Source organism: Citrobacter sp. MGH104 (genome assembly GCF_001034485.1).
GTDB classification, from domain to species: Bacteria; Pseudomonadota; Gammaproteobacteria; order Enterobacterales; family Enterobacteriaceae; genus Citrobacter; species Citrobacter freundii.
On sequence record NZ_KQ089818.1, the window covers coordinates 983,635 to 1,005,364 of the forward strand.

General features: G+C 51.6%; 21 protein-coding genes, 6 tRNA genes and 1 other RNA gene. 16 read left to right on the forward strand and 12 right to left on the reverse strand.

Annotated features, from left to right (window positions below; all coding sequences use genetic code 11):
• The first annotated feature begins 53 nt into the window (after positions 1-53).
• Together mgrA and ypeC are read left to right on the forward strand one after the other, a co-directional pair.
• Complete coding sequence (mgrA, locus tag SK34_RS04625; protein ID WP_048232481.1) at positions 54-1,043, forward strand: L-glyceraldehyde 3-phosphate reductase; 990 nt, start codon at positions 54-56, stop codon at positions 1,041-1,043.
• Between the two features lie 137 nt (positions 1,044-1,180).
• Positions 1,181-1,513 carry a DUF2502 domain-containing protein YpeC gene (gene ypeC, locus SK34_RS04630; RefSeq protein ID WP_003839243.1) on the forward strand — a complete coding sequence of 111 codons (333 nt, stop codon included), beginning with the start codon at positions 1,181-1,183 and terminating at the stop codon, positions 1,511-1,513.
• A gap of 32 nt (positions 1,514-1,545) precedes the next feature.
• Here ypeC and SK34_RS04635 read toward each other — a convergent pair whose 3' ends face one another.
• Together SK34_RS04635 and SK34_RS25170 are read right to left on the reverse strand one after the other, a co-directional pair.
• Positions 1,546-2,784, reverse strand: coding sequence for an Nramp family divalent metal transporter (locus tag SK34_RS04635; RefSeq protein WP_003028272.1), 1,239 nt, complete (start codon positions 2,782-2,784; stop codon positions 1,546-1,548).
• Positions 2,781-2,855 carry a hypothetical protein gene (locus SK34_RS25170; RefSeq protein WP_418219455.1) on the reverse strand — a complete coding sequence of 25 codons (75 nt, stop codon included), beginning with the start codon at positions 2,853-2,855 and terminating at the stop codon, positions 2,781-2,783. The genes SK34_RS04635 and SK34_RS25170 overlap by 4 nt, the downstream gene beginning before the upstream one ends.
• A gap of 272 nt (positions 2,856-3,127) precedes the next feature.
• On the opposite strand from SK34_RS25170, the gene nupC reads away from it, so the two are divergent.
• Entirely contained in the window at positions 3,128-4,330 is a 1,203-nt protein-coding gene (gene nupC, locus SK34_RS04640) for a nucleoside permease NupC (RefSeq protein WP_003028275.1), read from the forward strand.
• 144 nt (positions 4,331-4,474) lie between these two features.
• Here the strand turns inward: nupC and SK34_RS04645 are convergent.
• Together SK34_RS04645 and SK34_RS04650 are read right to left on the reverse strand one after the other, a co-directional pair.
• Positions 4,475-4,550: transfer RNA gene (locus tag SK34_RS04645), tRNA-Ala, on the reverse strand.
• A 42-nt stretch (positions 4,551-4,592) separates the two neighbouring features.
• Positions 4,593-4,668: transfer RNA gene (locus tag SK34_RS04650), tRNA-Ala, on the reverse strand.
• Positions 4,669-4,889: 221 nt separating this feature from the next.
• Between SK34_RS04650 and SK34_RS04655 the strand changes: the two genes are divergently transcribed.
• Entirely contained in the window at positions 4,890-5,252 is a 363-nt protein-coding gene (locus tag SK34_RS04655; protein ID WP_003028277.1) for a YfeC-like transcriptional regulator, read from the forward strand.
• A gap of 1 nt (position 5,253) precedes the next feature.
• On the forward strand, positions 5,254-5,646 hold the full coding sequence (locus tag SK34_RS04660; protein ID WP_003028279.1) for a MerR family transcriptional regulator: 393 nt from the start codon (positions 5,254-5,256) through the stop codon (positions 5,644-5,646).
• Positions 5,647-5,702: 56 nt separating this feature from the next.
• Here SK34_RS04660 and gltX read toward each other — a convergent pair whose 3' ends face one another.
• The gene (gene gltX / locus SK34_RS04665) at positions 5,703-7,118 is read right to left on the reverse strand and encodes a glutamate--tRNA ligase (RefSeq protein ID WP_003845002.1); all 1,416 of its coding nucleotides are present in this window, start codon (positions 7,116-7,118) and stop codon (positions 5,703-5,705) included.
• A gap of 258 nt (positions 7,119-7,376) precedes the next feature.
• Here gltX and SK34_RS04670 point away from each other — a divergent pair.
• The 5 genes from SK34_RS04670 to SK34_RS23440 all read left to right on the forward strand — a co-directional run bounded on the left by SK34_RS04670 (position 7,377) and on the right by SK34_RS23440 (position 7,933).
• Positions 7,377-7,452, forward strand: a tRNA-Val gene (locus tag SK34_RS04670).
• 46 nt (positions 7,453-7,498) lie between these two features.
• Positions 7,499-7,574: transfer RNA gene (locus SK34_RS04675), tRNA-Val, on the forward strand.
• 47 nt (positions 7,575-7,621) lie between these two features.
• Positions 7,622-7,697: transfer RNA gene (locus SK34_RS04680), tRNA-Val, on the forward strand.
• 4 nt (positions 7,698-7,701) lie between these two features.
• Positions 7,702-7,777 (forward strand) — tRNA-Lys (locus tag SK34_RS04685).
• A 29-nt stretch (positions 7,778-7,806) separates the two neighbouring features.
• Positions 7,807-7,933, forward strand: a non-coding RNA gene (locus SK34_RS23440) — RtT sRNA.
• A 137-nt stretch (positions 7,934-8,070) separates the two neighbouring features.
• On the opposite strand, the gene SK34_RS04690 is transcribed toward SK34_RS23440, so the two are convergent.
• The 3 genes from SK34_RS04690 to xapA form a co-directional block, all read right to left on the reverse strand.
• Complete coding sequence (locus SK34_RS04690) at positions 8,071-8,955, reverse strand: LysR family transcriptional regulator (protein WP_003838579.1); 885 nt, start codon at positions 8,953-8,955, stop codon at positions 8,071-8,073.
• Positions 8,956-9,053: 98 nt separating this feature from the next.
• Complete coding sequence (locus SK34_RS04695; protein ID WP_003838577.1) at positions 9,054-10,310, reverse strand: nucleoside permease; 1,257 nt, start codon at positions 10,308-10,310, stop codon at positions 9,054-9,056.
• 56 nt (positions 10,311-10,366) lie between these two features.
• On the reverse strand, positions 10,367-11,200 hold the full coding sequence (xapA, locus tag SK34_RS04700; protein ID WP_048232482.1) for a xanthosine phosphorylase: 834 nt from the start codon (positions 11,198-11,200) through the stop codon (positions 10,367-10,369).
• Between the two features lie 291 nt (positions 11,201-11,491).
• On the opposite strand from xapA, the gene SK34_RS04705 reads away from it, so the two are divergent.
• Positions 11,492-11,833, forward strand: a complete 342-nt coding sequence (locus SK34_RS04705) for a FlxA-like family protein (RefSeq protein ID WP_003038109.1) — start codon at positions 11,492-11,494, stop codon at positions 11,831-11,833.
• Here the strand turns inward: SK34_RS04705 and SK34_RS04710 are convergent.
• Positions 11,824-12,750 carry a LysR family transcriptional regulator gene (locus tag SK34_RS04710; protein WP_048232483.1) on the reverse strand — a complete coding sequence of 309 codons (927 nt, stop codon included), beginning with the start codon at positions 12,748-12,750 and terminating at the stop codon, positions 11,824-11,826. The two genes, SK34_RS04705 and SK34_RS04710, sit on opposite strands and share 10 nt — an antisense overlap.
• Before the next feature lie 89 nt (positions 12,751-12,839).
• Here SK34_RS04710 and SK34_RS04715 point away from each other — a divergent pair, with 89 nt between their 5' ends.
• On the forward strand, positions 12,840-13,838 hold the full coding sequence (locus tag SK34_RS04715) for a bile acid:sodium symporter family protein (RefSeq protein WP_003038103.1): 999 nt from the start codon (positions 12,840-12,842) through the stop codon (positions 13,836-13,838).
• Here SK34_RS04715 and SK34_RS04720 read toward each other — a convergent pair.
• From SK34_RS04720 to zipA, 3 genes are all read right to left on the reverse strand, one after another.
• Positions 13,835-14,053, reverse strand: a complete 219-nt coding sequence (locus SK34_RS04720; protein WP_003038102.1) for a DUF3820 family protein — start codon at positions 14,051-14,053, stop codon at positions 13,835-13,837. The two genes, SK34_RS04715 and SK34_RS04720, sit on opposite strands and share 4 nt — an antisense overlap.
• A gap of 1 nt (position 14,054) precedes the next feature.
• Positions 14,055-16,070 (reverse strand): NAD-dependent DNA ligase LigA, encoded by a 2,016-nt coding sequence (gene ligA, locus SK34_RS04725; protein ID WP_032949736.1) that lies wholly within the window; start codon positions 16,068-16,070, stop codon positions 14,055-14,057.
• Between the two features lie 71 nt (positions 16,071-16,141).
• Positions 16,142-17,149, reverse strand: a complete 1,008-nt coding sequence (zipA, locus tag SK34_RS04730; RefSeq protein ID WP_048232484.1) for a cell division protein ZipA — start codon at positions 17,147-17,149, stop codon at positions 16,142-16,144.
• A gap of 230 nt (positions 17,150-17,379) precedes the next feature.
• On the opposite strand from zipA, the gene cysZ reads away from it, so the two are divergent.
• The 4 genes from cysZ (at position 17,380) to ptsI (ending at position 21,690) form a co-directional block, all read left to right on the forward strand.
• Complete coding sequence (cysZ, locus tag SK34_RS04735) at positions 17,380-18,141, forward strand: sulfate transporter CysZ (protein ID WP_003838567.1); 762 nt, start codon at positions 17,380-17,382, stop codon at positions 18,139-18,141.
• A 163-nt stretch (positions 18,142-18,304) separates the two neighbouring features.
• Positions 18,305-19,276 carry a cysteine synthase A gene (gene cysK, locus SK34_RS04740; protein WP_003038091.1) on the forward strand — a complete coding sequence of 324 codons (972 nt, stop codon included), beginning with the start codon at positions 18,305-18,307 and terminating at the stop codon, positions 19,274-19,276.
• Positions 19,277-19,659: 383 nt separating this feature from the next.
• Complete coding sequence (gene ptsH / locus SK34_RS04745) at positions 19,660-19,917, forward strand: phosphocarrier protein Hpr (RefSeq protein WP_003038086.1); 258 nt, start codon at positions 19,660-19,662, stop codon at positions 19,915-19,917.
• Positions 19,918-19,962: 45 nt separating this feature from the next.
• Positions 19,963-21,690: a phosphoenolpyruvate-protein phosphotransferase PtsI gene (gene ptsI, locus SK34_RS04750; RefSeq protein ID WP_003038080.1), complete on the forward strand. Its 1,728-nt coding sequence runs from the start codon at positions 19,963-19,965 to the stop codon at positions 21,688-21,690.
• Positions 21,691-21,730: the final 40 nt, after the last annotated feature.

Genomic DNA, 21,730 nt, shown 5'->3' on the forward strand with positions numbered 1-21,730 from the left:
AGACGGTGTAACCGTATACACTGAAAGACACACGCATTGTGGAAGGGGGTGACATGGTTTATCACGCAGATGAAAATCGTTATCAGACAATGGAGTACCGCCGCTGCGGTCAGAGCGGCCTTAAACTGCCGATTGTCTCGCTGGGTTTGTGGCACAATTTTGGCGATACCACACAGGTCGAAAACAGTCGGGCATTGTTACAGCGCGCATTCGATCTGGGGATCAACCATTTTGATCTGGCAAATAACTATGGTCCACCGCCGGGTTCGGCAGAACGGAATTTTGGTCGGATCCTGCAGGAAGATTTTTTACCGTGGCGAGATGAGCTTATTATCTCCACTAAAGCGGGCTACACCATGTGGGAAGGTCCCTACGGTGACTGGGGTTCACGCAAATATCTGATTGCCAGTCTCGATCAAAGCCTGAAGCGCCTGGGACTGGAGTATGTCGATATTTTCTACCACCATCGCCCCGACCCTGAAACACCGCTCAAAGAAACCATGCGCGCACTGGATCACATCGTCCGTCAGGGCAAAGCCCTGTACGTCGGGTTATCTAACTATCCGGCAGTTCTTGCCAGGCAGGCGATTGAAATACTCGACGATTTAGGTACGCCATGCCTTATTCACCAGCCCAAATATTCCATGTTTGAACGTTGGGTCGAAGGCGGTCTGCTGTCGTTGTTACAGGAAAAAGGTGTCGGCAGCATCGCCTTCTCACCGCTGGCAGGCGGGCAGTTAACCGACCGCTACCTGAACGGCATTCCTGCGGATTCTCGTGCGGCAAGCGGCAGCCGTTTCCTGAACCCGGATCACATTACGCCAGAGAAACTGGAGAAGGTGCGGGCGCTGAATGCACTGGCAGAACGACGCGGGCAAAAGCTTTCCCAGATGGCGCTGGCATGGGTGTTACGGGATGACAAAGTTACGTCAGTGCTGATTGGCGCGAGTAAAACGGCGCAGATTGAAGACGCTGTCGGCATGCTGGCAAACCGTCACTTTACGTCTGAAGAGTGCGCGGAGATTGATGCTATCCTGAGTTGATTGAAATAAAGACACATTTATTAACAAAAAGTGCTCTCACTTGCGATTTAAGAGTTAAGGCGATGAAACGGGGCTTTACTGCCCCGTAATATTGTATTAACAGGCCGGCTACGGCTCGATCGTGAAGGAGAGAAAACATGTTCAGGTCACTGATTCTGGCGGCAGTCTTATTGGCTTTTACACCGCTGGCCGCGAACGCCGGCGAAATCACCCTGCTGCCATCAATAAAATTGCAAATTGGCGATCGCGATAACTACGGTAACTACTGGGATGGCGGCCGCTGGCGCGACCGGGATTACTGGCACCATAACTATGAGTGGCGCAAAAATCGCTGGTGGCGTCATGACAATGGCTATCATCGCGGTTGGGATAAACGCAAAGCTTATGAGCGCGGCTACCGTGAAGGCTGGAATGACCGTGACGACCACCGCGGTCGCGGAAAGGGCCGAGGTCATGGCCACCATCATTAATGTAACAAAAGGGCCCGCAGGCCCTTTTGTTTTTACAAACCGAGAGCGGTTCCTACCAACAGCCAGATATTGAGCGTCACCACCAGCACAACAATCACCCAGCCTACCTGTTTTACCCATCGGGTATTCACCAAATCGCCCATCAGCTGACTGTTGCTGGTGAAAATCAACAACGGCACCAGCGCCAGTGCAATACCAAAACTGAGCAACACCTGGCTCATCACCAGAATACGCGTTGGATCTAATCCCATCAGAATCACAATAAAGGATGGCATCATGGTGACCGTACGGCGAACCCAAAGCGGAATGTGAAAACGGATAAACCCTTGCATCACCACCTGCCCCGCCAGCGTACCGACCACAGTAGAAGAAAGTCCCGCAGCCACCAGGCTTAAACCGAACACTGTCGCCGCAGCGTGACTCAACAGCGGTTCAAGGGTCAGATAGGCTTGATCGAGATCGGCAATACCGGTATGCCCGCTAAAATGAAATGCAGCGGCAGCCGTCGCCATCATCGCCAGATTGACAAATCCGGCAATCGTCATGGCGATAGCCACATCCCATTTCGTGGCCGCATAGCGCTGTTGACGTGTTCCGCCGTGCAGATGCTGGGTTAAGGAAGAGTGCAGATAAATGACATGCGGCATGATAGTCGCGCCGAGCACGCCAGCGGCGAGGAACACCGCTTCGGAATTAGGTAGGCTCGGGATAACCATCCCCTTGCTAAGTTGCGCGAAGTTCGGCTGGGAAAAGATCAATTCCACAATGTAAGCCGCAGCCACAAACAGCAGCAAGCCGCCAATCACTTTTTCCAGCGGTTTTTGCCCGCGGCGCTGCAACATCAGAATCAAAAAAGTCGCGATACCGGTGAGCACGGCCCCCTGCAATAACGACACGCCGAGGATCAACTTAAAGCCAATCGCGGCACCAATGAATTCAGCAAGGTCTGTCGCCATGGCGATAATTTCGGCCTGCACCCAGTAGAACCACACCACCGGACGAGGATAGTGATCGCGAATTTGTTCCGCCAGATTTTTACCCGTGGCAATGCCAAGCTTTGCCGATAGCACCTGGATCAGCATCGCCATCAGGTTTGCCCAGACCACCACCCACAACAGTTTATAGCCAAAGCTGGCCCCTGCCTGGATGTTGGTGGCGAAGTTGCCCGGATCGATATAGCCGATCGCTGCGATGAACGCAGGTCCCATTAATGCGAGCTTCAACTTGCGCGCTGCCCGTCCACTGCTACTCTCAACGCGATCGTTAGTCATTTTAGTGCCTCAGAAACATAGCCTTTGCTATGTTTCAAGCTACGCCTATTGAGAATGATTATCAAATTCATTTTGATGGGTGAAGTTGATTTCTCTGATAGTGTTTGTCTATGGATCGATAAGGATTCTGGGAAAAACGGTAAAATGTTTAATTATTGTTATAGATTAGCACAATGACATAACTTTTCACTTCGATACAAAGCATAACGGAAGTGTATCACCGATCACTAATTTTGAATCTCGTCACAGGTCCTTATTATAGTGTGTGTTTGATCTCGTTTTCTTTATGGTTGTTACATAGAATGTGCACGAAAACTAAACCTGCCTCATATTTGGAGCAAATATGGACCGCGTCCTTCATTTTGTATTGGCATTGGCCGTTGTTGCGATCCTTGCGCTGCTGGTAAGCAGTGACCGTAAAAAGATTCGCATTCGTTATGTTATTCAACTGCTTGTTATTGAAGTGTTACTGGCGTGGTTCTTCCTGAACTCCAACGTCGGCCTGGGCTTCGTAAAAGGCTTCTCCGAAATGTTCGAAAAACTGCTCGGTTTTGCCAACGAGGGGACGAACTTCGTCTTCGGCAGCATGAATGATCAAGGCCTGGCATTTTTCTTCCTGAAAGTGCTGTGCCCTATCGTCTTTATCTCCGCCCTGATCGGTATCCTTCAGCATATCCGTGTGCTGCCGGTTATTATCCGCGCAATTGGTTACCTGCTTTCCAAAGTGAACGGTATGGGCAAGCTGGAATCCTTCAACGCCGTCAGCTCTCTGATCCTGGGTCAGTCCGAGAACTTTATCGCCTATAAAGATATTCTCGGCAAAATGTCTCGCAACCGTATGTACACCATGGCTGCAACGGCGATGTCTACCGTTTCCATGTCTATCGTCGGCGCGTACATGACCATGCTGGAGCCGAAGTACGTTGTTGCGGCGCTGGTACTGAACATGTTCAGCACCTTTATCGTGCTGTCGCTGATCAACCCTTACCGCGTTGATGCCAGCGAAGAAAATATCCAGATGTCTAACCTGCATGAAGGTCAGAGCTTCTTCGAAATGCTGGGTGAATACATCCTGGCAGGTTTCAAAGTGGCAATTATCGTTGCGGCGATGCTGATTGGTTTCATCGCGCTGATTGCTGCCCTGAACGCCCTGTTTGCCACCGTGACCGGCTGGTTTGGCTACAGCATCTCCTTCCAGGGCATCCTGGGTTACATCTTCTATCCGGTTGCATGGGTAATGGGTGTTCCGTCCAGCGAAGCGCTGCAGGTGGGCAGTATCATGGCGACAAAACTTGTTTCCAACGAATTCGTTGCGATGATGGACCTGCAGAAAATCGCCTCTACGCTCTCTCCGCGCGCTGAAGGCATCATCTCTGTGTTCCTGGTCTCCTTCGCTAACTTCTCTTCTATCGGTATTATCGCCGGTGCGATTAAAGGCCTGAACGAAGAGCAAGGTAACGTAGTTTCCCGCTTTGGTCTGAAGCTGGTGTACGGCTCTACGCTGGTGAGCGTACTGTCTGCATCTATCGCAGCACTGGTGCTGTAAGCGTAAGACAACGTCGTAGTGATAAGGCCGGGGAATTTCCCCGGCTTTTTTATGCCTGCTATTCAGCAGAGCAGGGAGATATCGGTAAGAATCGACAGGATGCAGAAACAAAAAACCCCCGCTTTTCAGCGAGGGTTTAAATTTTGGTGGAGCTAAGCGGGATCGAACCGCTGACCTCTTGCATGCCATGCAAGCGCTCTCCCAGCTGAGCTATAGCCCCACGATGCTTTTACGTATATACCAAATTCGTTGGGATAAAATTTGGTGGAGCTAAGCGGGATCGAACCGCTGACCTCTTGCATGCCATGCAAGCGCTCTCCCAGCTGAGCTATAGCCCCATTACGTAAAGCTTGTCGAGTTGACGGGCGGCATCATATGAATTCCCTTCGCGTGTGTCAACGGCAAAATTAACTCATAGAATTCAATCGCTGAAAAAGCAGTCAAATGAAGAACATTGCGCAACAACTCGCATTCAGTAGTTAAACGCGTCACGGTTTCTACTAAAATGGTGCTATAAAATGAGCCACTAATTAACCCCACGACTATTCAGGGAATCGTTATGTTCAAGGAACGGATGACGCCAGAAGAACTTGCTAATCTGACCGGATACAGCCGACAGACCATCAATAAATGGGTGCGCAAGGAGGGTTGGGCTACATCACCAAAACCAGGCGTACAGGGCGGTAAAGCGCGTCTGGTTCACGTCACCGAACAAGTTCGTGAATACATTCGCAGCGCTGAGCGTTCAGCCGAAGGTTTATCAGATAATTTATCGTTATCAGGCGATACCTCTATCGAAGCTCTACTGATTAGGCTCGCCAAAGAGATGACTCCGTCAGAACAGAAAATGTTTACGTCACTGATCCTGCGTGAAGGCATTACGGGTTTATTACAACGCTTAGGGATCCGCGACAACAAATAATATGAAAAAATTACGCAGCAAAATGACGACCGAAGAACTGGCGGACTGTCTCGGAGTTGCCAAACAAACCGTCAATCGTTGGATCAGAGAACAAAACTGGACCACCGAAAAGTTTCCCGGCGTTAAAGGGGGTCGTGCAAGGCTGATTCATATCGACTCCAGCGTCCGCACGTTTCTGCTCAATATTCCGGCTTTTCGCAAAGTACCTGAAATTTATCAGGCAGAGGAACCGTTGGCAGAATACAACCACGTGGTGCGTAGCCACGCCTGTCGCCAGATAATTAGCGCACTGGACAACATGTCCCCAACGGAACAAGAAAAGCTGGCAATGTATATTTCTCGCGAAGGTATTCGCACTTTCCTTACCCGTCTGGGTATTGATGAGTCTGAATAACAGGCAAAAAAAACGGCAGGATGCGCTCCTGCCGTTGTTTCATCGCTCAACCGAGCTTACTGCTGGCTTTCACGCTCAGCAATAAACGCCAGCGCTTTATTAATACGCTCAATGCTGCGGGATTTACCAATCGCATGCACTGTGACGTCTAACGCCGGAGACTGACCCGCACCGGTTACGGCTACGCGCAGCGGCATCCCAACTTTACCCATACCCACTTCCAGCTCATCAGCGGTCGCCTGAATCGCGTGGTGCACGTTTTCTGCCGTCCACTCGCTGATAGCAGCCAGTTTATCGCGAACCACTTCCAGCGGCTGACGTGCTACCGGACGCAGGTGTTTCTTCGCGGCGTCCGCGTCGAACTCAGCAAAATCTTCGTAGAAGTAACGGCAGCTCTGCGCCATCTCTTTCAGCGTTTTGCAGCGCTCACCCAGCAGTTTAACCAGCTCAGACAGCTGCGGGCCGACGCGAGTGTCGATATTTTCCTGCTCAATGTGCCATTGCAGATGCGTTGCCACATATTCCGGTGCCAGCGCATTAATGTAGTGATGGTTCAGCCACTGCAGTTTTTCGGTGTTGAACGCACTGGCAGACTTACTCACCGCACCAAGGGAAAACAGTTTGATCATCTCTTCACGGGTGAAGATTTCCTGATCGCCGCTGGACCAGCCCAGACGCACCAGATAGTTCAGCAGCGCTTCCGGAAGGTAACCGTCGTCGCGATACTGCATAACGCTGACCGCACCGTGACGTTTAGAAAGTTTTTTACCATCGTCGCCGTTGATCATCGACACGTGTGCATAAACCGGTACCGGCGCATTCAGCGCTTTCAGGATGTTTATCTGACGCGGAGTGTTGTTGATATGGTCTTCACCACGAATAACGTGAGTGATTTCCATATCCCAGTCGTCGACCACCACACAGAAGTTGTAGGTCGGGGAACCGTCGGTACGGCGGATGATCAGATCGTCCAGCTCCTGGTTGCTGAATTCGATCGGCCCACGGATCTGGTCATCAAAAATAACGGATCCATCCTGCGGGTTGGCAAAACGCACCACGCATGGTTCATCATCAGCATGATGTTCATGACCGTGGCGGCAGCGACCGTCGTAACGAGGCTTCTCACCGTTTGCCATCTGCTCTTCACGCAGCGCGTCCAGACGTTCTTTGGAGCAGTAGCATTTGTACGCGGTACCGGCTTCCAGCATCTCATCAATCACGGCGTTGTAGCGATCAAAACGTTTGGTCTGGAAGTACGGGCCTTCATCCCATTCCAGATTCAGCCAGTTCATGCCATCCATAATGGCTTCAATAGCTTCCGGAGTGGAGCGTTCGAGATCGGTGTCTTCAATACGCAGCACAAACTCACCGTCATGGTTACGTGCAAAAAGCCAGGAATATAGAGCAGTACGCGCACCACCGACGTGCAGGTAACCTGTCGGGCTTGGCGCGAAGCGAGTTTTGATTTTCATGAAATGGCCTTACGTTTATAAAGATGCCGACAACCGGCAAATCCAGGGAAGATTATCAGGCTCGTATTCTATCACTGTGGTCTGATTCCTCAATGTTGTTCAGGTTGGAACATCACGCTTTGCCATTTTCGTATACAAATCATGCTGCATGGATTGATTTGCGATCGTTTTGTTTAAATTTACGACGAACGAACAAATTCTTTAGAAAATGCGTTGACTCATTTTCAACTCTCCCTATAATGCGACTCCACACAGCGGGGGTGATTAGCTCAGCTGGGAGAGCACCTCCCTTACAAGGAGGGGGTCGGCGGTTCGAACCCGTCATCACCCACCAACTACTTTATGTAGTCTCCGCCGTGTAGAGTAAGAAATTGAGAAGTGGGTGATTAGCTCAGCTGGGAGAGCACCTCCCTTACAAGGAGGGGGTCGGCGGTTCGATCCCGTCATCACCCACCACTTTCTCGCCAGCTGGATTTCTTACGATAAAATTGAAGTACCGAAGTGGGTGATTAGCTCAGCTGGGAGAGCACCTCCCTTACAAGGAGGGGGTCGGCGGTTCGATCCCGTCATCACCCACCACTTCGGGTCGTTAGCTCAGTTGGTAGAGCAGTTGACTTTTAATCAATTGGTCGCAGGTTCGAATCCTGCACGACCCACCAATGTAAAAAGGCGCCCTAAAGGCGCCTTTTTGCTATCTGCGATTTGTAAGATTCGAACCTGCGGCAGGTTCGGTGTTGAGCGCAGCGAAACAACGGAGCCGGTTACGGCGACGGCCCGAAGTGCGAGCGAAGCGAGTCATCCTGCACGACCCACCAATGTAAAAAGGGCGCTGGCGGCGCTTTTTTGCTATCTGCGATTTATACAACTGCCTGATGCGCTACGCTTATCAGGCCTACCGACAATACTCCCTTCGTAGGCCGGATAAGACGTTAGTCGCCATCCGGCACAGATATCACATCGTCAATGCCGCTACCAGTTTCTCCAGCGCGGGTGTCGCCTGCTGTTGGTCATACACAATATATAAATCCGCCGGAATACGTTCCTCTAACGGTCGGAATACCACGCCTGGCCAACTCATCTGCGCATAACTGTCAGCAATTAACGTAATACCAATCCCCATGCTGATCATCGCCAGCACCGTTTGCGGCTCCCTCACCTCACGGATAATCATCGGGGAAAATCCAGCGCTCAGGCAAACTCGCTGCAAAAATGCCCAGTCGGTATGAATGGAGGGCATCGTGACAAAATATTCATTTCTCAACGCTTCCAGCGGTACGGATTCACAGGCGGTAAGAGCATGTTCTTCCGGTATGGCCACCAAAAATGAGGATTCATGTAAGCGCAGGCTGGTAAATCCGGGAGAGGGTTCAGTAGCCATGCGCCAAATCCCCGCATCCAGTTCACGTCTTTCCAGCATCGTCATCTGCATTGCGGGCATGTTCTCGCGAAACTGCACCTCAACGTTGGGATTTTCCTTCAGAAAACGCCGCATCACCGGACGCATTTTTCCCCACATTGCGGTACCAATGACGCCTAGCTCAATTCGCCCTGCCTCACCGCGACCAATCTGTTCCACTCGTGCCAGCGCCTGATTAGCACTGGATAACAGTCTGCGCGATTCTTCCATCAAAATTTTTCCGGCGTGGGTTAACGCCACGCTGCGGGAATGACGGATAAATAGCAACGTGCCGAGCTGTTGTTCCAGCTCTTTAATATGCGTACTGAGGGGCGGTTGCGACATATTCAGGCGAGCAGCAGCGCGTCCAAAATGCAGTTCTTCTGCGACGGCAAGAAAATAACGCAGTAACTTCAGATCGATGCGGTGCGTGCGTTCCATGGATAATGCGCTCCTGAGTGAATATTAATGCGCAAAGTTACCACATTGCATCGCAGAAAATGAAACGGCGGGTATCAGAACCCGCCGCTAAAGGAGCATTAATGTGCCAGTGATTTCTGCGCCAGTCGTTCAGGCTCATGCTTATATTTAAAGAACAATGCAAAGATAACCGCCAGGACCAGCGCGTAAGCGGCAAACACCAGCCAGATAGTTTGCCAATCCTTGACGCCATCGACAGAAAAATAGTCCACCGCCATCCCGCTCAGGATTGAACCAACCCACGCGCCAATGCCATTTACCATCGTCATAAACAACCCTTGGGCGCTGGCGCGAATGCTTGAGTCAACTTCCTGCTCGACAAATACCGATCCGGAGATGTTGAAGAAATCAAACGCGCAGCCGTAAACGATCATCGACATCAGCAGCAGCACAAAGCCAAACGGAGACGGATCGCCAAAGGCAAAAAAGCCAAAGCGCAGCGTCCACGCCAGCATACTCATCAGCATCACTGTTTTAATGCCAAAGCGTTTAAGGAAGAATGGAATAGTGAGGATAAAACCCACTTCCGCCATCTGCGAAACTGACAGCAAAATGGAGGGATATTTCACCACAAAGCTGTTGGCAAACTCAGGGTTACGGGCAAAATCATGCAGAAACGGATTGCCAAAGACGTTGGTGATTTGCAGCACCGCCCCCAGCATCATGGCAAACAAAAAGAAAATTGCCATGCGCGGATTTTTAAACAAAACAAACGCATCCAGCCCCAGTTTACTGGCCAGCGTGGCGGACTCTTTTTTCTCCGCAACCGGTATTTTTGGTAACGTCAGCGCATACAGAGCCAGCAGCAGCGATGCGCCTGAAGCGATATAAAGCTGTGCGCTGCTCAGTTCCAGTCCCATTAAGCTGACCGTCCACATCGCCACAATAAAACCTATCGTGCCAAATACACGAATTGGCGGGAACGCGGTGGCCGGATCCTGACCCGATTGTGCAAGGCATGAATATGAGACGCTGTTCGATAACGCAATCGTCGGCATATACGCCATCGCGTTAACCAACATTACCCAGAACATAGTCTGTGGATCGGTAACGGTTGTGGCGTACAGCAACACGCCAGCACACACCAGATGGCACAGCATATAAGCGCGCTCGGCACGCAGCCACTTATCGGCGATGATCCCCATAATGCCCGGCATAATAATCGCTGCCAGCCCTTTCGAGCTGTAGACCATACCCACATTCGCGCCGGTAAAATCCAGGGTGTTAATCATGTAAGAACCCAGGGTTACCAGCCAGCTTCCCCAGATGAAATATTGCAAAAACGACATGAGCTTTAAGCGAGATGCGATACCCATTTTTCCGTTCCTTGCCATAAAGTAAGACCCCGCAAGCGGGGTCATGTTTTAATTATTCAGGCCAGTTTGCGCAAGAAGCCACAGATCAGATTGATGAAGTTCTGCCGGGAGAGTTCCGCTGCAGCCAACGTCTGTGCGTGAGATAACTTCACATCCCCCAAACCTTCCGCCAGGTTGGTGATGGCAGCCACCGCAACCACTTTCAGACCGCAGTGACGCGCAGAGATAACTTCAGGCACCACCGACATCCCCACCACGTCGCCGCCAATAATTTGCATCATGCGGATTTCTGCCGCCGTTTCAAAGTTCGGTCCCGGATAAGAAACAAACACCCCTTCGCTCAGCGGAAACCCTTCTTCTGCGGCGACGGTTTGCAGGATCACACGATAGTCAGCATCATAGGCATTCGCCAGCGAAAAGAATCGCTCACCAAAACGCTCATCGTTTAGTCCGACCATTGGTGTACCTGGCATCGTATTAATGTGATCGCTAAGCGCAACGAGACTACCTGGTCCGACTTCGGGGCGCAAAGAACCTGCGGCATTAGTACAAAATAACAGTTCGCAGCCCAGTAGCTTCAGGGTGCGAATGGCGTCGGTCATCACCGTCATGCCGCGACCTTCATAAAAATGCCCACGCCCTTTCATACAAGCCACCGGAATACCCGCCAGATTTCCCAGCACCAGCTCACCGGCATGACCATGTACAGTACTGACAGGGAATCCCGGCAATTTTTCGTAAGAGATGGCCACTGCATCCTCGATTTGATCCGCCAGAGCACCGAGGCCAGAGCCAAGAATAAAGGCTACGCGCGGGGTGAAATCGGGTTTGTAACTACGAATGATGTCGGCGCTATACCAGGGATTTTGCGAGAAAAGAGAGTGACTCATGAGATATCCTTAATACTGAGTAGTCGAAAATAATGTCGCGTACCGCACTGTTATAGCGAGACTACGCAATCGATTACCAATACCGTTTATCCCGACAACCGATAGTAAATCGGTATCGATGAGTCGCACTAAACCAGCCTGAAATCACATTTTTTTCGGGCCAGAAATGGCACAGGAATAGAGATACATGAAGATTTGGAACTTGTATTATTAAACTCCGCTCCGCCATATTGTAACTGAAGTTCTGTTCACTAATGCCGATACTCATGTTTTATGGCGTGAGGAATCCGTATGACAACGATTAACGTTTCCACCCCAACTGTTCAAAGCAGTAGTGGTGGTGGAAAAGCCCCAGCCGGGAATGACATCTCCGCTCAGATTGCACAAGTCACCCAAAAGATAACCAAGCTAACTCAGCAGCTCAAAGATATTCCCAATAGTAGTGGCAGTGTTGAGCAGAAGCGCGAACAGCAGGAACTTATTCAGACACAAATCAAGATGTTACAAGCACAGCTGGCTCAACTGTTGCGACGCCAGGCTGAGGAGTCACAGCAAAAGCAAAGCGCCGATCAGAGAAAAGCTGAGGGCATCAACACGGCTTCCGACCAACATCAGGTCGATATTTATATCTGATACAACGGATCGCGGGCACGACCAGCGGTTAATTCACTGGCCTGCATACGCACCACGTCCCACAGCGCCTGAGCCGCGGTTGATAAAGAGCGGTTTTTACGTCGAGCCAGCATCAGTTGCCGTTCAACTACCGGCGTCAGGCGCTTAACCTGCAAGTGACTGCCCTGCGGTAAGGGGAGCGCCAGCGCGGGCAGCACACTGATGCCAATCCCCGCCTCCACCATCGGGAACAGCGTGGCGGGATGACCAATCTCCTGAACGATGTTGGCATCAATGGAAAAATGGGCCAACGCCGCATCGATCAGCGGTCGACTACCGGAAGCGTAATCCTGTAACACCAAACGTTCGTGATACAAATCCTGCCAGTTCACCCACTCACGTTGGGCTAACGGATGATCCTCGCGACACAGCAGCAGGAACGGTTCGGACAGTACGGCTTCACATTTCAGGTCGGTCACCGCTCCGGGATCAATCACAATGCCAAAATCGACTTCTCCCTGGCGAATACTTTCCAGCACCCACTGCTGGGGCCTGTCGTGCAGCACAAAATCGATCGCAGGGTAAAGCTCATTACTCTGGGCAATACACTGTGGAATAAGGTGAGCAGAGATTGTCTGGCTGGCGGCAACACGCACCGTTCCAGTTAACTGTGTCCCCACCTGGCCTGCTTCACGCAGCGTGCTGTGCAGTTCATCCAGAATACGTTCCAGCCGCGTCGCCAACTGGTGCCCCGCTTCCGTCAGCACCACTTCCCGCGTTGTTCTATCTAACAACCGCACCCCCGTCTGAGCTTCAAGCTCTTTAACGCTGTGGCTGACCGCAGACTGGCTTAAGCCAATAATATCCCCCGCCCGGCTAAAGCTTTTGGCCTGAGCGACGGTAACAAAGATACGGAGCTGACGCAGAGAGTAATTCATCTATTCGATTCATATATGGATGCAATAAATCAATTTTATTTCTCAAATGGAAAAACGCAAAATGTTGCTACTGAATTTCAGGAGCTTTTATGAAACTTTTTCGTATCCTTGATCCGTTCACGATTACGTTGATTACGGTCGTATTACTGGCGTCCTTTTTCCCAGCCGAAGGTGGCTTTGTGCCTTTCTTTGAAGGCTTAACCACCGCCGCCATTGCCCTGCTGTTTTTTATGCACGGGGCCAAGCTCTCTCGTGAGGCAATTATTGCCGGCGGTAGTCACTGGCGTTTGCATCTGTGGGTGATGTGCAGCACGTTTGTTGTTTTCCCGGTGCTGGGCGTTCTGTTCGCCTGGTGGGCGCCGGTTAATGTTGACCCGATGCTGTACACCGGTTTCCTGTACCTGTGTATTTTGCCGGCCACGGTGCAGTCGGCAATCGCCTTTACGTCGCTGGCGGGGGGGAACGTTGCCGCCGCCGTGTGTTCCGCTTCGGCCTCCAGCCTGCTGGGTATTTTTCTCTCGCCGTTGCTTGTTGGCCTGGTCATGAATATGCATGGCGCAGAAGGCAGCCTGGAGCAGGTGGGGAAAATCATGCTGCAGCTGCTGCTGCCGTTCGTACTGGGACATCTTTCGCGTCCGTGGATTGGTAACTGGGTGTCCCGACATAAAAAATGGATTGCAAAAACGGATCAATCATCCATTTTACTGGTGGTTTACTCCGCCTTCAGTGAAGCCGTGGTTAACGGGATCTGGCACAAAGTGGGGATTGGCTCACTGCTGTTTATCGTGGTGGTCAGCATCGTATTGCTGGCAATCGTGATTGGCATCAACGTCTTTGTTGCGCGTAAATGCGGCTTCAACAAGGCCGATGAGATCACCATTGTCTTTTGCGGATCGAAAAAGAGCCTGGCGAATGGGATCCCAATGGCAAATATTCTGTTCCCGACGTCAGTGATAGGAATGATGGTGCTGCCGCTGATGATCTTCCATCAAATTCAGTTGATGGTTTGTGCGGTGCTGGCACGTCGCTACAAGCAACAGACGGACGCATTACAGGCGCAGCAGAAAAGCCGCGCCGCAAAGGCTTAAAGCGGGCGTTTCAGGGGCTGCACCAGTTGCGTCAGCCCTTCAGTTTTAATCAGCAGCGTGATTTGCATCAGTTCGCCGAGCTTGCCCGGCGGGAATTCATCCTTACGGGCAAACCACAGCAGATACTCTTCCGGTACATCAATCAGCCGACGCCCTTTATATTTGCCAAAGGGCATCACGGTATTGGCGATTTCAACCAGCTGCTCTTTTTCCATCTCAGGCACCCAGTAAGCGGATCATTTCAGCTTCGTCGATCACTTCAATGCCCAGCTCCTGCGCTTTTGCCAGTTTAGAGCCCGCCGCTTCCCCCGCAATCACTAGATCGGTTTTCTTCGACACGCTACCGGCCACTTTTGCCCCCAGCTCGGTCAGTCGTGCTTTGGCATCATCGCGTGACATCAGGCTCAGGCTCCCGGTCAGTACCACCGTCTTACCCGCGAAGGGGCTGTCGATTTCTTCAGCGTTGATAACCACCGGCGCTGGCCAGTGAATCCCCTGCTCCAAAAGCTGGACGATCACCTCGCGGTTACTCTCTTCGGCAAAGAAATTAAACACGTGGGTCGCCACCACGATGCCGACATCCGGCACTTTTTGCAGCTCTTCAACAGAGGCGGCTTCCAGCGCGTCGAGCGTGCCGAAATATGCAGCCAGACCTGCAGCCGTCGCTTCGCCGACTTCACGAATACCCAGCGCATAGAGGAAACGGGCAAACGTGGTCTCTTTCGCTTTTTCCAGCGCATTCACTACGTTTTGCGCCGACTTCGGCCCCATGCGATCAAGACCGGTCAGCTTACCTGCGGTCAGCGTGAAGAGATCCGCTGGCGTATGGACATACTCTTTCTCGACCAGTTGATCGATAATTTTGTCGCCCATGCCGTCGACATCCAGCGCACGGCGGGAAACGAAGTGTTTCAATGATTCCTTCCGCTGTGCCCCGCAGATTAAACCTCCGGTACAACGAGTAACCGCTTCGCCTTCCACACGCTCAACGTCAGAGTTGCATACCGGACAGTGGGTGGGAAACTCGATTTCGCGGGTATTGTCCGGGCGCTCGGAAAGCACGACGTTCACTACCTGCGGGATGACATCGCCCGCACGGCGAATGACGACTTTATCGCCAATACGCAAACCAAGACGCTCAATTTCATCCGCATTGTGCAAGGTGGCGTTACTGACCAACACCCCTGCAACCTGAACTGGCTCAAGGCGGGCGACAGGCGTAATCGCCCCTGTACGTCCAACCTGAAACTCAACATCGCGGACAAAGGTCATCTGCTCCTGCGCCGGGAACTTAAAGGCCACCGCCCAACGCGGCGCGCGGGCAACAAAACCCAGTTGTTCCTGCAAGGCCATAGAGTTGACTTTGATCACCACACCATCGATATCGAATCCCAGCGTCGGTCGGTCTTCTTCAACCTTATGATAGTAAGCAAGTACTTCCTCCGGAGAGTCGCAAAGCGCCACTCTGTCGCTCACCGGCAATCCCCACTCTTTAAATTGCAGCAGACGGCCCAGATGGGTATCGGGCAGCACACCACCTTCCAGCACACCAACGCCATAGCAGAAGAAAGTAAGCGGTCGCTTCGCAGTGATACGCGGATCGAGCTGGCGTAATGACCCAGCCGCCGCATTACGCGGGTTAGCAAACACTTTGTTGCCAGTACGGCGGGCCTCTTCGTTGATTTTTTCAAACCCGGCCTGCGGCAGGAACACCTCGCCGCGCACTTCCAGACGCGTCGGAATGTTATCGCCGCGCAGTTTTAACGGGATCGCACGAATGGTGCGCACGTTCGAGGTAATGTCTTCCCCGGTGGTGCCATCGCCGCGCGTTGCGGCGCTAACCAGCACGCCGTTTTCATAGAGAATACTCACCGCCAGCCCGTCAAGCTTCAGCTCACAGCACCAGGTTAGTTTGTCCGTACTCTTCAGTCGGTCCTGTACGCGCTTGTTAAAAGCGAGAAAACTCTCTTCATCAAACACGTTATCCAGCGACAGCATCGGCACTTCATGGCGAATCTGACTGAACGCCGTTAACGGGGCGGCGCCAACGCGTTGGGTTGGCGAGTCAGGTGTAATAAGGTCCGGATGCTGCGCTTCCAGCTCGCGGAGTTCGCGCAGCAGACGATCGTATTCCGCATCGGGAATTTCCGGCGCGTCCATCACATGGTAGAGATACTCATGATGGCGAAGCGTGGTTCGCAGTTCTGTCAGTTGTTGTTCGATTGATTCCATATCGCACCATCAATGATAAAAAACCCCCGACAGGCGGGGGTTTAGCAAGGAGATGTCACGCCAAAGGAGAATCAGGCGCGAGATTCTTTAACTTCGCGGATGCGGTCCTGATACTCGCGCAGTTTCTGCGGCGTCATCATGCGACGTTGATCGTCAAGCACCACACCACCCACTTCATCGGCGATGTGCTGTGCGGACTGCAGCATCAGCTTAAAGTTTTGCAGCTCGTCCCCATAGGACGGAACCTGCATAAAAATAGTTACGCCAGGGGTGCTGAAATCACCCGTCATTTCGGGGTCAAACGTTCCTGGGTTAACCATATTGGCAAGACTGAACAGCGACGGACCGCTGCCATCCGGGCTCAAATGACGATGGAAAATATTCATATCGCCAAATTTAAAGCCGGCTTGCTGAATGCTATTGAGCAGCACTTCACCGTTGAGCTCGCTACCGTGATGCGCCGCAACGTTCATAATAATGACCGCTTCTTTACGCTGCGGTTTTTCAGCAGCAGGCGCTTCTTCAACTACCGGCTCAGGCTGCGGTTGATGTTCAACGGCAGGCTCTGCGGGCTGGAAAGTCTGCGGCGCAGGTTGCGGTGCTTGCTGCACGGGCTGCTGAACCTGCGGAGCAACGGGCTGATGCTGCATCGGCTGCTGTACAGGTTGTTGCTGAACAGGCTGATGTTGCACCGGCCGCTGCGGTTGTACAGGCTGCGGCTGAGCATGCGGCGGCGGTACCGGCGCTTGTGCAGGCTGCTGCGCGGGTTGACGCGGCTGAGCCGACGCATAAGGCGGCTGGTACTGGTGTTGCGGCGACTGAGGAGGAACACCATGTTCCTGCGCGTTACCGGGAGCATGATTCACACGATGAACGCGAACTTCGCCCACGCCTTCGTCTTCCTCGACGTTGTCGTCGAACGAATCCTCGTCTTCACGTTTAGACTTCATGCGTTTCAGTGGGCGATCGCGGAATATAGAAGACCGCTCTTTACGGCTAGTCCAAAAACCATGTACCAGTAAAGCGATTATGGCGATCGCGCCAACAATGATTAATATCAGACGCAAATCCTGCATCATTATATTCTCTGTTGTTCTAACACCTTGCCACCACGGCAAACATTTACTCACTAAGAGTATTTGTCGATTACGCCAAGTGCAAGTGCACTCTTGGCTTTCACGGCATAAAGATGAACAAAATTGTGCTTTTTGCTGTTTTTTCGAACATTTCTGAACAGCTTAACGCTCAACAACCCGGTAAGATACGCAAAGTTTACCAGAGCTTATATAACAAGGAGTATGTCCTGACCATGGTTTCATCATCTGCAGTCGTACCTCGCAGCGGCCTTTATTACTTTTCACAGGGATGGAAGCTCATCACCCAACCGGGCATTCGTCGCTTTGTCATCCTGCCTTTGCTGGTGAATATCCTGCTGATGGGCGGCGCATTCTGGTGGCTATTCACACAACTCGATAGCTGGATCCCCGCGCTGATGAGTCACGTCCCTGACTGGCTTCAGTGGCTCAGCTACTTGCTGTGGCCGATTGTCACTATCTCCGTACTACTGGTGTTCGGCTACCTGTTTTCCACCATAGCCAACTGGATTGCCGCGCCGTTTAACGGTCTGCTGGCTGAACAACTGGAAGCGCGCTTAACTGGCGCAACACCGCCTGACACCGGTGTTCTTGGCATCATGAAAGATGTTCCCCGTATTATGAAACGTGAATGGCAAAAGCTGGCGTGGTATCTCCCGCGCGCCATCGTGTTGCTGATCCTCTATTTCATTCCGGGTATTGGACAGACCGTCGCCCCGGTGCTGTGGTTCCTGTTCAGCGCATGGATGCTGGCCATTCAGTACTGCGATTATCCGTTTGATAACCATAAGGTGCCTTTTAAGGAGATGCGCGTCGCGCTGCGCACACGCAAGGTGACCAATATGCAGTTCGGCGCGCTAACCAGCCTGTTCACCATGATTCCAGTGCTCAATCTGTTCATCATGCCGGTCGCGGTTTGTGGTGCTACGGCGATGTGGGTAGACTGCTATCGTGCTAAGCACGCGTTATGGAAGTAATGCAAAAATGTGTAAAAGCGGGCTGGCTTATGCCCGCTCTTATTCCATACTGCAAGGCATTATTTCCCATCAGCATATAGATATGCGATTTCCTTACTTCCCCATACTTTCTCAACAGGTATGCTGAAGCGGTATCCCAATTTCATACAGTTAAGGACAGGCCATGAGTAAGATTTTTGAAGACAACTCGCTGACTATCGGTCATACGCCGCTGGTTCGACTGAACCGTATCGGTAACGGACGCATTCTGGCGAAGGTGGAATCTCGTAACCCGAGCTTTAGCGTCAAATGCCGTATCGGTGCCAATATGATTTGGGATGCCGAAAAACGTGGTGTACTGAAACCGGGTGTTGAGCTGGTAGAACCGACCAGCGGCAACACGGGGATTGCGCTAGCCTACGTTGCCGCAGCCCGCGGTTACAAACTGACTCTGACCATGCCGGAAACGATGAGCATTGAGCGCCGCAAGCTGTTGAAAGCTCTGGGTGCGAACCTGGTGCTGACCGAAGGCGCAAAAGGGATGAAGGGTGCAATCCAGAAAGCGGAAGAAATTGTCGCCAGCGATCCGGAGAAGTTCCTGCTGCTGCAGCAGTTCAGCAACCCGGCGAACCCGGAAATTCACGAAAAAACCACCGGCCCGGAAATCTGGGAAGATACCGATGGCCAGGTTGATGTCTTTATTTCCGGCGTAGGTACCGGCGGTACATTGACTGGTGTGACCCGTTATATCAAAGGCACTAAAGGCAAAACCGATCTGATCACCGTCGCGGTTGAACCTACCGACTCCCCGGTTATCGCCCAGGCGCTGGCGGGTGAAGAACTTAAACCGGGCCCACATAAAATTCAGGGGATTGGCGCGGGTTTCATTCCAGGCAACCTTGATCTGAAACTTATCGATAAAGTCGTCGCCATCACCAATGATGAAGCAATCTCTACTGCGCGTCGCCTGATGGAAGAAGAAGGTATTCTGGCGGGCATTTCTTCCGGCGCTGCTGTTGCTGCCGCGCTTAAGCTGCAGGAAGATGAAACCTTTACCAATAAGAATATAGTGGTTATTCTACCGTCATCGGGTGAGCGTTATCTGAGCACTGCACTGTTTGCCGATCTCTTCACAGAGAAAGAACTGCAACAGTAATGCCAGCATGTTAAAAACGCGTAAAAAAGCACCCATTTGGGTGCTTTTTTGTGGCCTGCTTCAAAGTTTCAACTCGCCTGGCATTGATTCAACCCACCAGAACTGGTATTTAACCAAGCTAATTATTTTGATGCGCGAAATTAATCGTTACAGGAAAAGCGCTAGCTGAATCGATTTTATGATTTGGTTCAACTCTTCCTTTCGCGGCATAATGTTTAATGACGAACGAAACGTCAGCGGCAAGAAGTTGCCAGCAACGGATTGCACCGAACTCCTTTTGTGTCGCGTCCAGTTTACGCCGATGCTAACAATACAGGCTAAAGTTGAACCGCCAGGCTAGACTTTAGTTCCACAACACTAAACCTATAAGTTGGGGAAATATAATGTTCCAGCAAGAAGTTACCATTACCGCTCCGAACGGTCTGCATACTCGCCCTGCTGCTCAGTTTGTTAAAGAAGCAAAAGGCTTTACTTCTGATATTACTGTGACTTCCAACGGCAAAAGCGCTAGCGCCAAAAGCCTGTTTAAACTGCAGACTCTGGGCCTGACTCAGGGTACCGTTGTTACCCTGTCCGCAGAAGGTGAAGACGAGCAGAAAGCAGTTGAGCATCTGGTTAAACTGATGGCTGAACTCGAGTAAGTTCAACGAGTTCTTTTAAATATCAGTCACAAGTAAGGTAGGGTTATGATTTCAGGCATTTTAGCATCCCCGGGTATCGCTTTCGGTAAAGCATTGCTACTGAAAGAAGACGAAATCGTCATTGACCGGAAAAAAATTTCTGCCGACAAGGTTGATCAGGAAGTTGAACGTTTTCTGAGCGGTCGTGCCAAGGCATCTGCGCAACTGGAAGCGATCAAAACCAAAGCTGGTGAAACGTTCGGTGAAGAAAAAGAAGCCATCTTTGAAGGGCATATCATGCTGCTCGAAGATGAGGAGCTGGAGCAGGAAATCATAGCCCTGATTAAAGATAAGCACATGACGGCTGATGCAGCCGCGCATGAAGTTATCGAAGGTCAGGCCACAGCCCTGGAAGAGCTGGATGATGAATACCTGAAAGAACGTGCGGCTGACGTACGTGACATCGGTAAACGCCTGCTGCGTAACATCCTGGGTCTGGCAATTATCGACCTGAGCGCTATTCAGGAAGAAGTTATCCTGGTAGCCGCAGACCTGACCCCGTCAGAAACCGCACAGCTGAACCTGAACAAGGTGCTGGGTTTCATTACTGACGCGGGCGGACGTACCTCCCATACCTCTATCATGGCGCGTTCTCTGGAACTGCCTGCCATCGTCGGTACGGGTAGCGTCACCTCTCAGGTTAAAAACGACGACTATCTGATTCTGGATGCCGTAAACAATCAGGTTTACGTCAATCCGACCAACGACGTTATCGAGCAACTGCGTGCCGTTCAGGAGCAGGTTGCAACCGAGAAAGCGGAACTCGCTAAGCTGAAAGATCTGCCGGCTATCACGCTGGACGGACATCAGGTTGAAGTTTGCGCTAATATCGGTACCGTTCGTGACGTTGAAGGCGCTGAACGTAACGGCGCTGAAGGTGTGGGTCTGTACCGCACCGAATTCCTGTTCATGGACCGTGAATCGCTGCCAACTGAAGAAGAACAGTTTGCTGCGTATAAAGCCGTTGCTGAAGCCTGTGGCTCTCAGGCGGTCATCGTTCGCACCATGGACATCGGCGGCGATAAAGAACTGCCGTACATGAATTTCCCGAAAGAAGAGAACCCGTTCCTGGGCTGGCGTGCTGTGCGTATCGCCATGGATCGTAAAGAGATCCTGCGTGACCAGGTTCGCGCGATTCTGCGCGCCTCTGCTTTCGGTAAACTGCGCATTATGTTCCCAATGATCATCTCTGTTGAAGAAGTGCGTGCACTGCGCAAAGAGATTGAAATCTACAAACAGGAACTGCGCGACGAAGGTAAAGCATTTGACGAGAGCATTGAGATTGGCGTGATGGTGGAAACACCGGCTGCGGCAACAATTGCGCGTCATTTAGCCAAAGAAGTTGATTTCTTTAGTATCGGCACCAATGATTTAACGCAGTACACCCTGGCAGTTGACCGTGGTAATGATATGATTTCACACCTTTACCAACCGATGTCGCCATCTGTGCTGACGCTGATCAAGCAAGTTATTGATGCTTCTCATGCTGAAGGCAAATGGACTGGCATGTGTGGTGAGCTTGCAGGCGACGAACGTGCTACACTTCTGTTGCTGGGGATGGGTCTGGACGAATTCTCTATGAGCGCCATTTCTATCCCGCGCATTAAGAAGATTATCCGTAACACGAACTTCGAAGATGCGAAGGTGTTAGCAGAGCAGGCTCTTGCTCAACCGACAACGGACGAGTTAATGACGCTGGTTAACAAGTTCATTGAAGAAAAAACAATCTGCTAATCCACGAGATGCGGCCCAATTTACTGCTTAGGAGAAGATC

Coding starts and splice junctions, on each gene's coding strand:
- mgrA (WP_048232481.1), top strand. CDS start 54: ATGGTTTATCACGCAGATGAAAATCGTTATCAGACAATGGAGTACCGC.
- ypeC (WP_003839243.1), top strand. CDS start 1,181: ATGTTCAGGTCACTGATTCTGGCGGCAGTCTTATTGGCTTTTACACCG.
- SK34_RS04635 (WP_003028272.1), bottom strand. CDS start 2,784: ATGACTAACGATCGCGTTGAGAGTAGCAGTGGACGGGCAGCGCGCAAG.
- nupC (WP_003028275.1), top strand. CDS start 3,128: ATGGACCGCGTCCTTCATTTTGTATTGGCATTGGCCGTTGTTGCGATC.
- SK34_RS04655 (WP_003028277.1), top strand. CDS start 4,890: ATGTTCAAGGAACGGATGACGCCAGAAGAACTTGCTAATCTGACCGGA.
- SK34_RS04660 (WP_003028279.1), top strand. CDS start 5,254: ATGAAAAAATTACGCAGCAAAATGACGACCGAAGAACTGGCGGACTGT.
- gltX (WP_003845002.1), bottom strand. CDS start 7,118: ATGAAAATCAAAACTCGCTTCGCGCCAAGCCCGACAGGTTACCTGCAC.
- SK34_RS04690 (WP_003838579.1), bottom strand. CDS start 8,955: ATGGAACGCACGCACCGCATCGATCTGAAGTTACTGCGTTATTTTCTT.
- SK34_RS04695 (WP_003838577.1), bottom strand. CDS start 10,310: ATGGGTATCGCATCTCGCTTAAAGCTCATGTCGTTTTTGCAATATTTC.
- xapA (WP_048232482.1), bottom strand. CDS start 11,200: ATGAGTCACTCTCTTTTCTCGCAAAATCCCTGGTATAGCGCCGACATC.
- SK34_RS04705 (WP_003038109.1), top strand. CDS start 11,492: ATGACAACGATTAACGTTTCCACCCCAACTGTTCAAAGCAGTAGTGGT.
- SK34_RS04710 (WP_048232483.1), bottom strand. CDS start 12,750: ATGAATTACTCTCTGCGTCAGCTCCGTATCTTTGTTACCGTCGCTCAG.
- SK34_RS04715 (WP_003038103.1), top strand. CDS start 12,840: ATGAAACTTTTTCGTATCCTTGATCCGTTCACGATTACGTTGATTACG.
- SK34_RS04720 (WP_003038102.1), bottom strand. CDS start 14,053: ATGGAAAAAGAGCAGCTGGTTGAAATCGCCAATACCGTGATGCCCTTT.
- ligA (WP_032949736.1), bottom strand. CDS start 16,070: ATGGAATCAATCGAACAACAACTGACAGAACTGCGAACCACGCTTCGC.
- zipA (WP_048232484.1), bottom strand. CDS start 17,149: ATGATGCAGGATTTGCGTCTGATATTAATCATTGTTGGCGCGATCGCC.
- cysZ (WP_003838567.1), top strand. CDS start 17,380: ATGGTTTCATCATCTGCAGTCGTACCTCGCAGCGGCCTTTATTACTTT.
- cysK (WP_003038091.1), top strand. CDS start 18,305: ATGAGTAAGATTTTTGAAGACAACTCGCTGACTATCGGTCATACGCCG.
- ptsH (WP_003038086.1), top strand. CDS start 19,660: ATGTTCCAGCAAGAAGTTACCATTACCGCTCCGAACGGTCTGCATACT.
- ptsI (WP_003038080.1), top strand. CDS start 19,963: ATGATTTCAGGCATTTTAGCATCCCCGGGTATCGCTTTCGGTAAAGCA.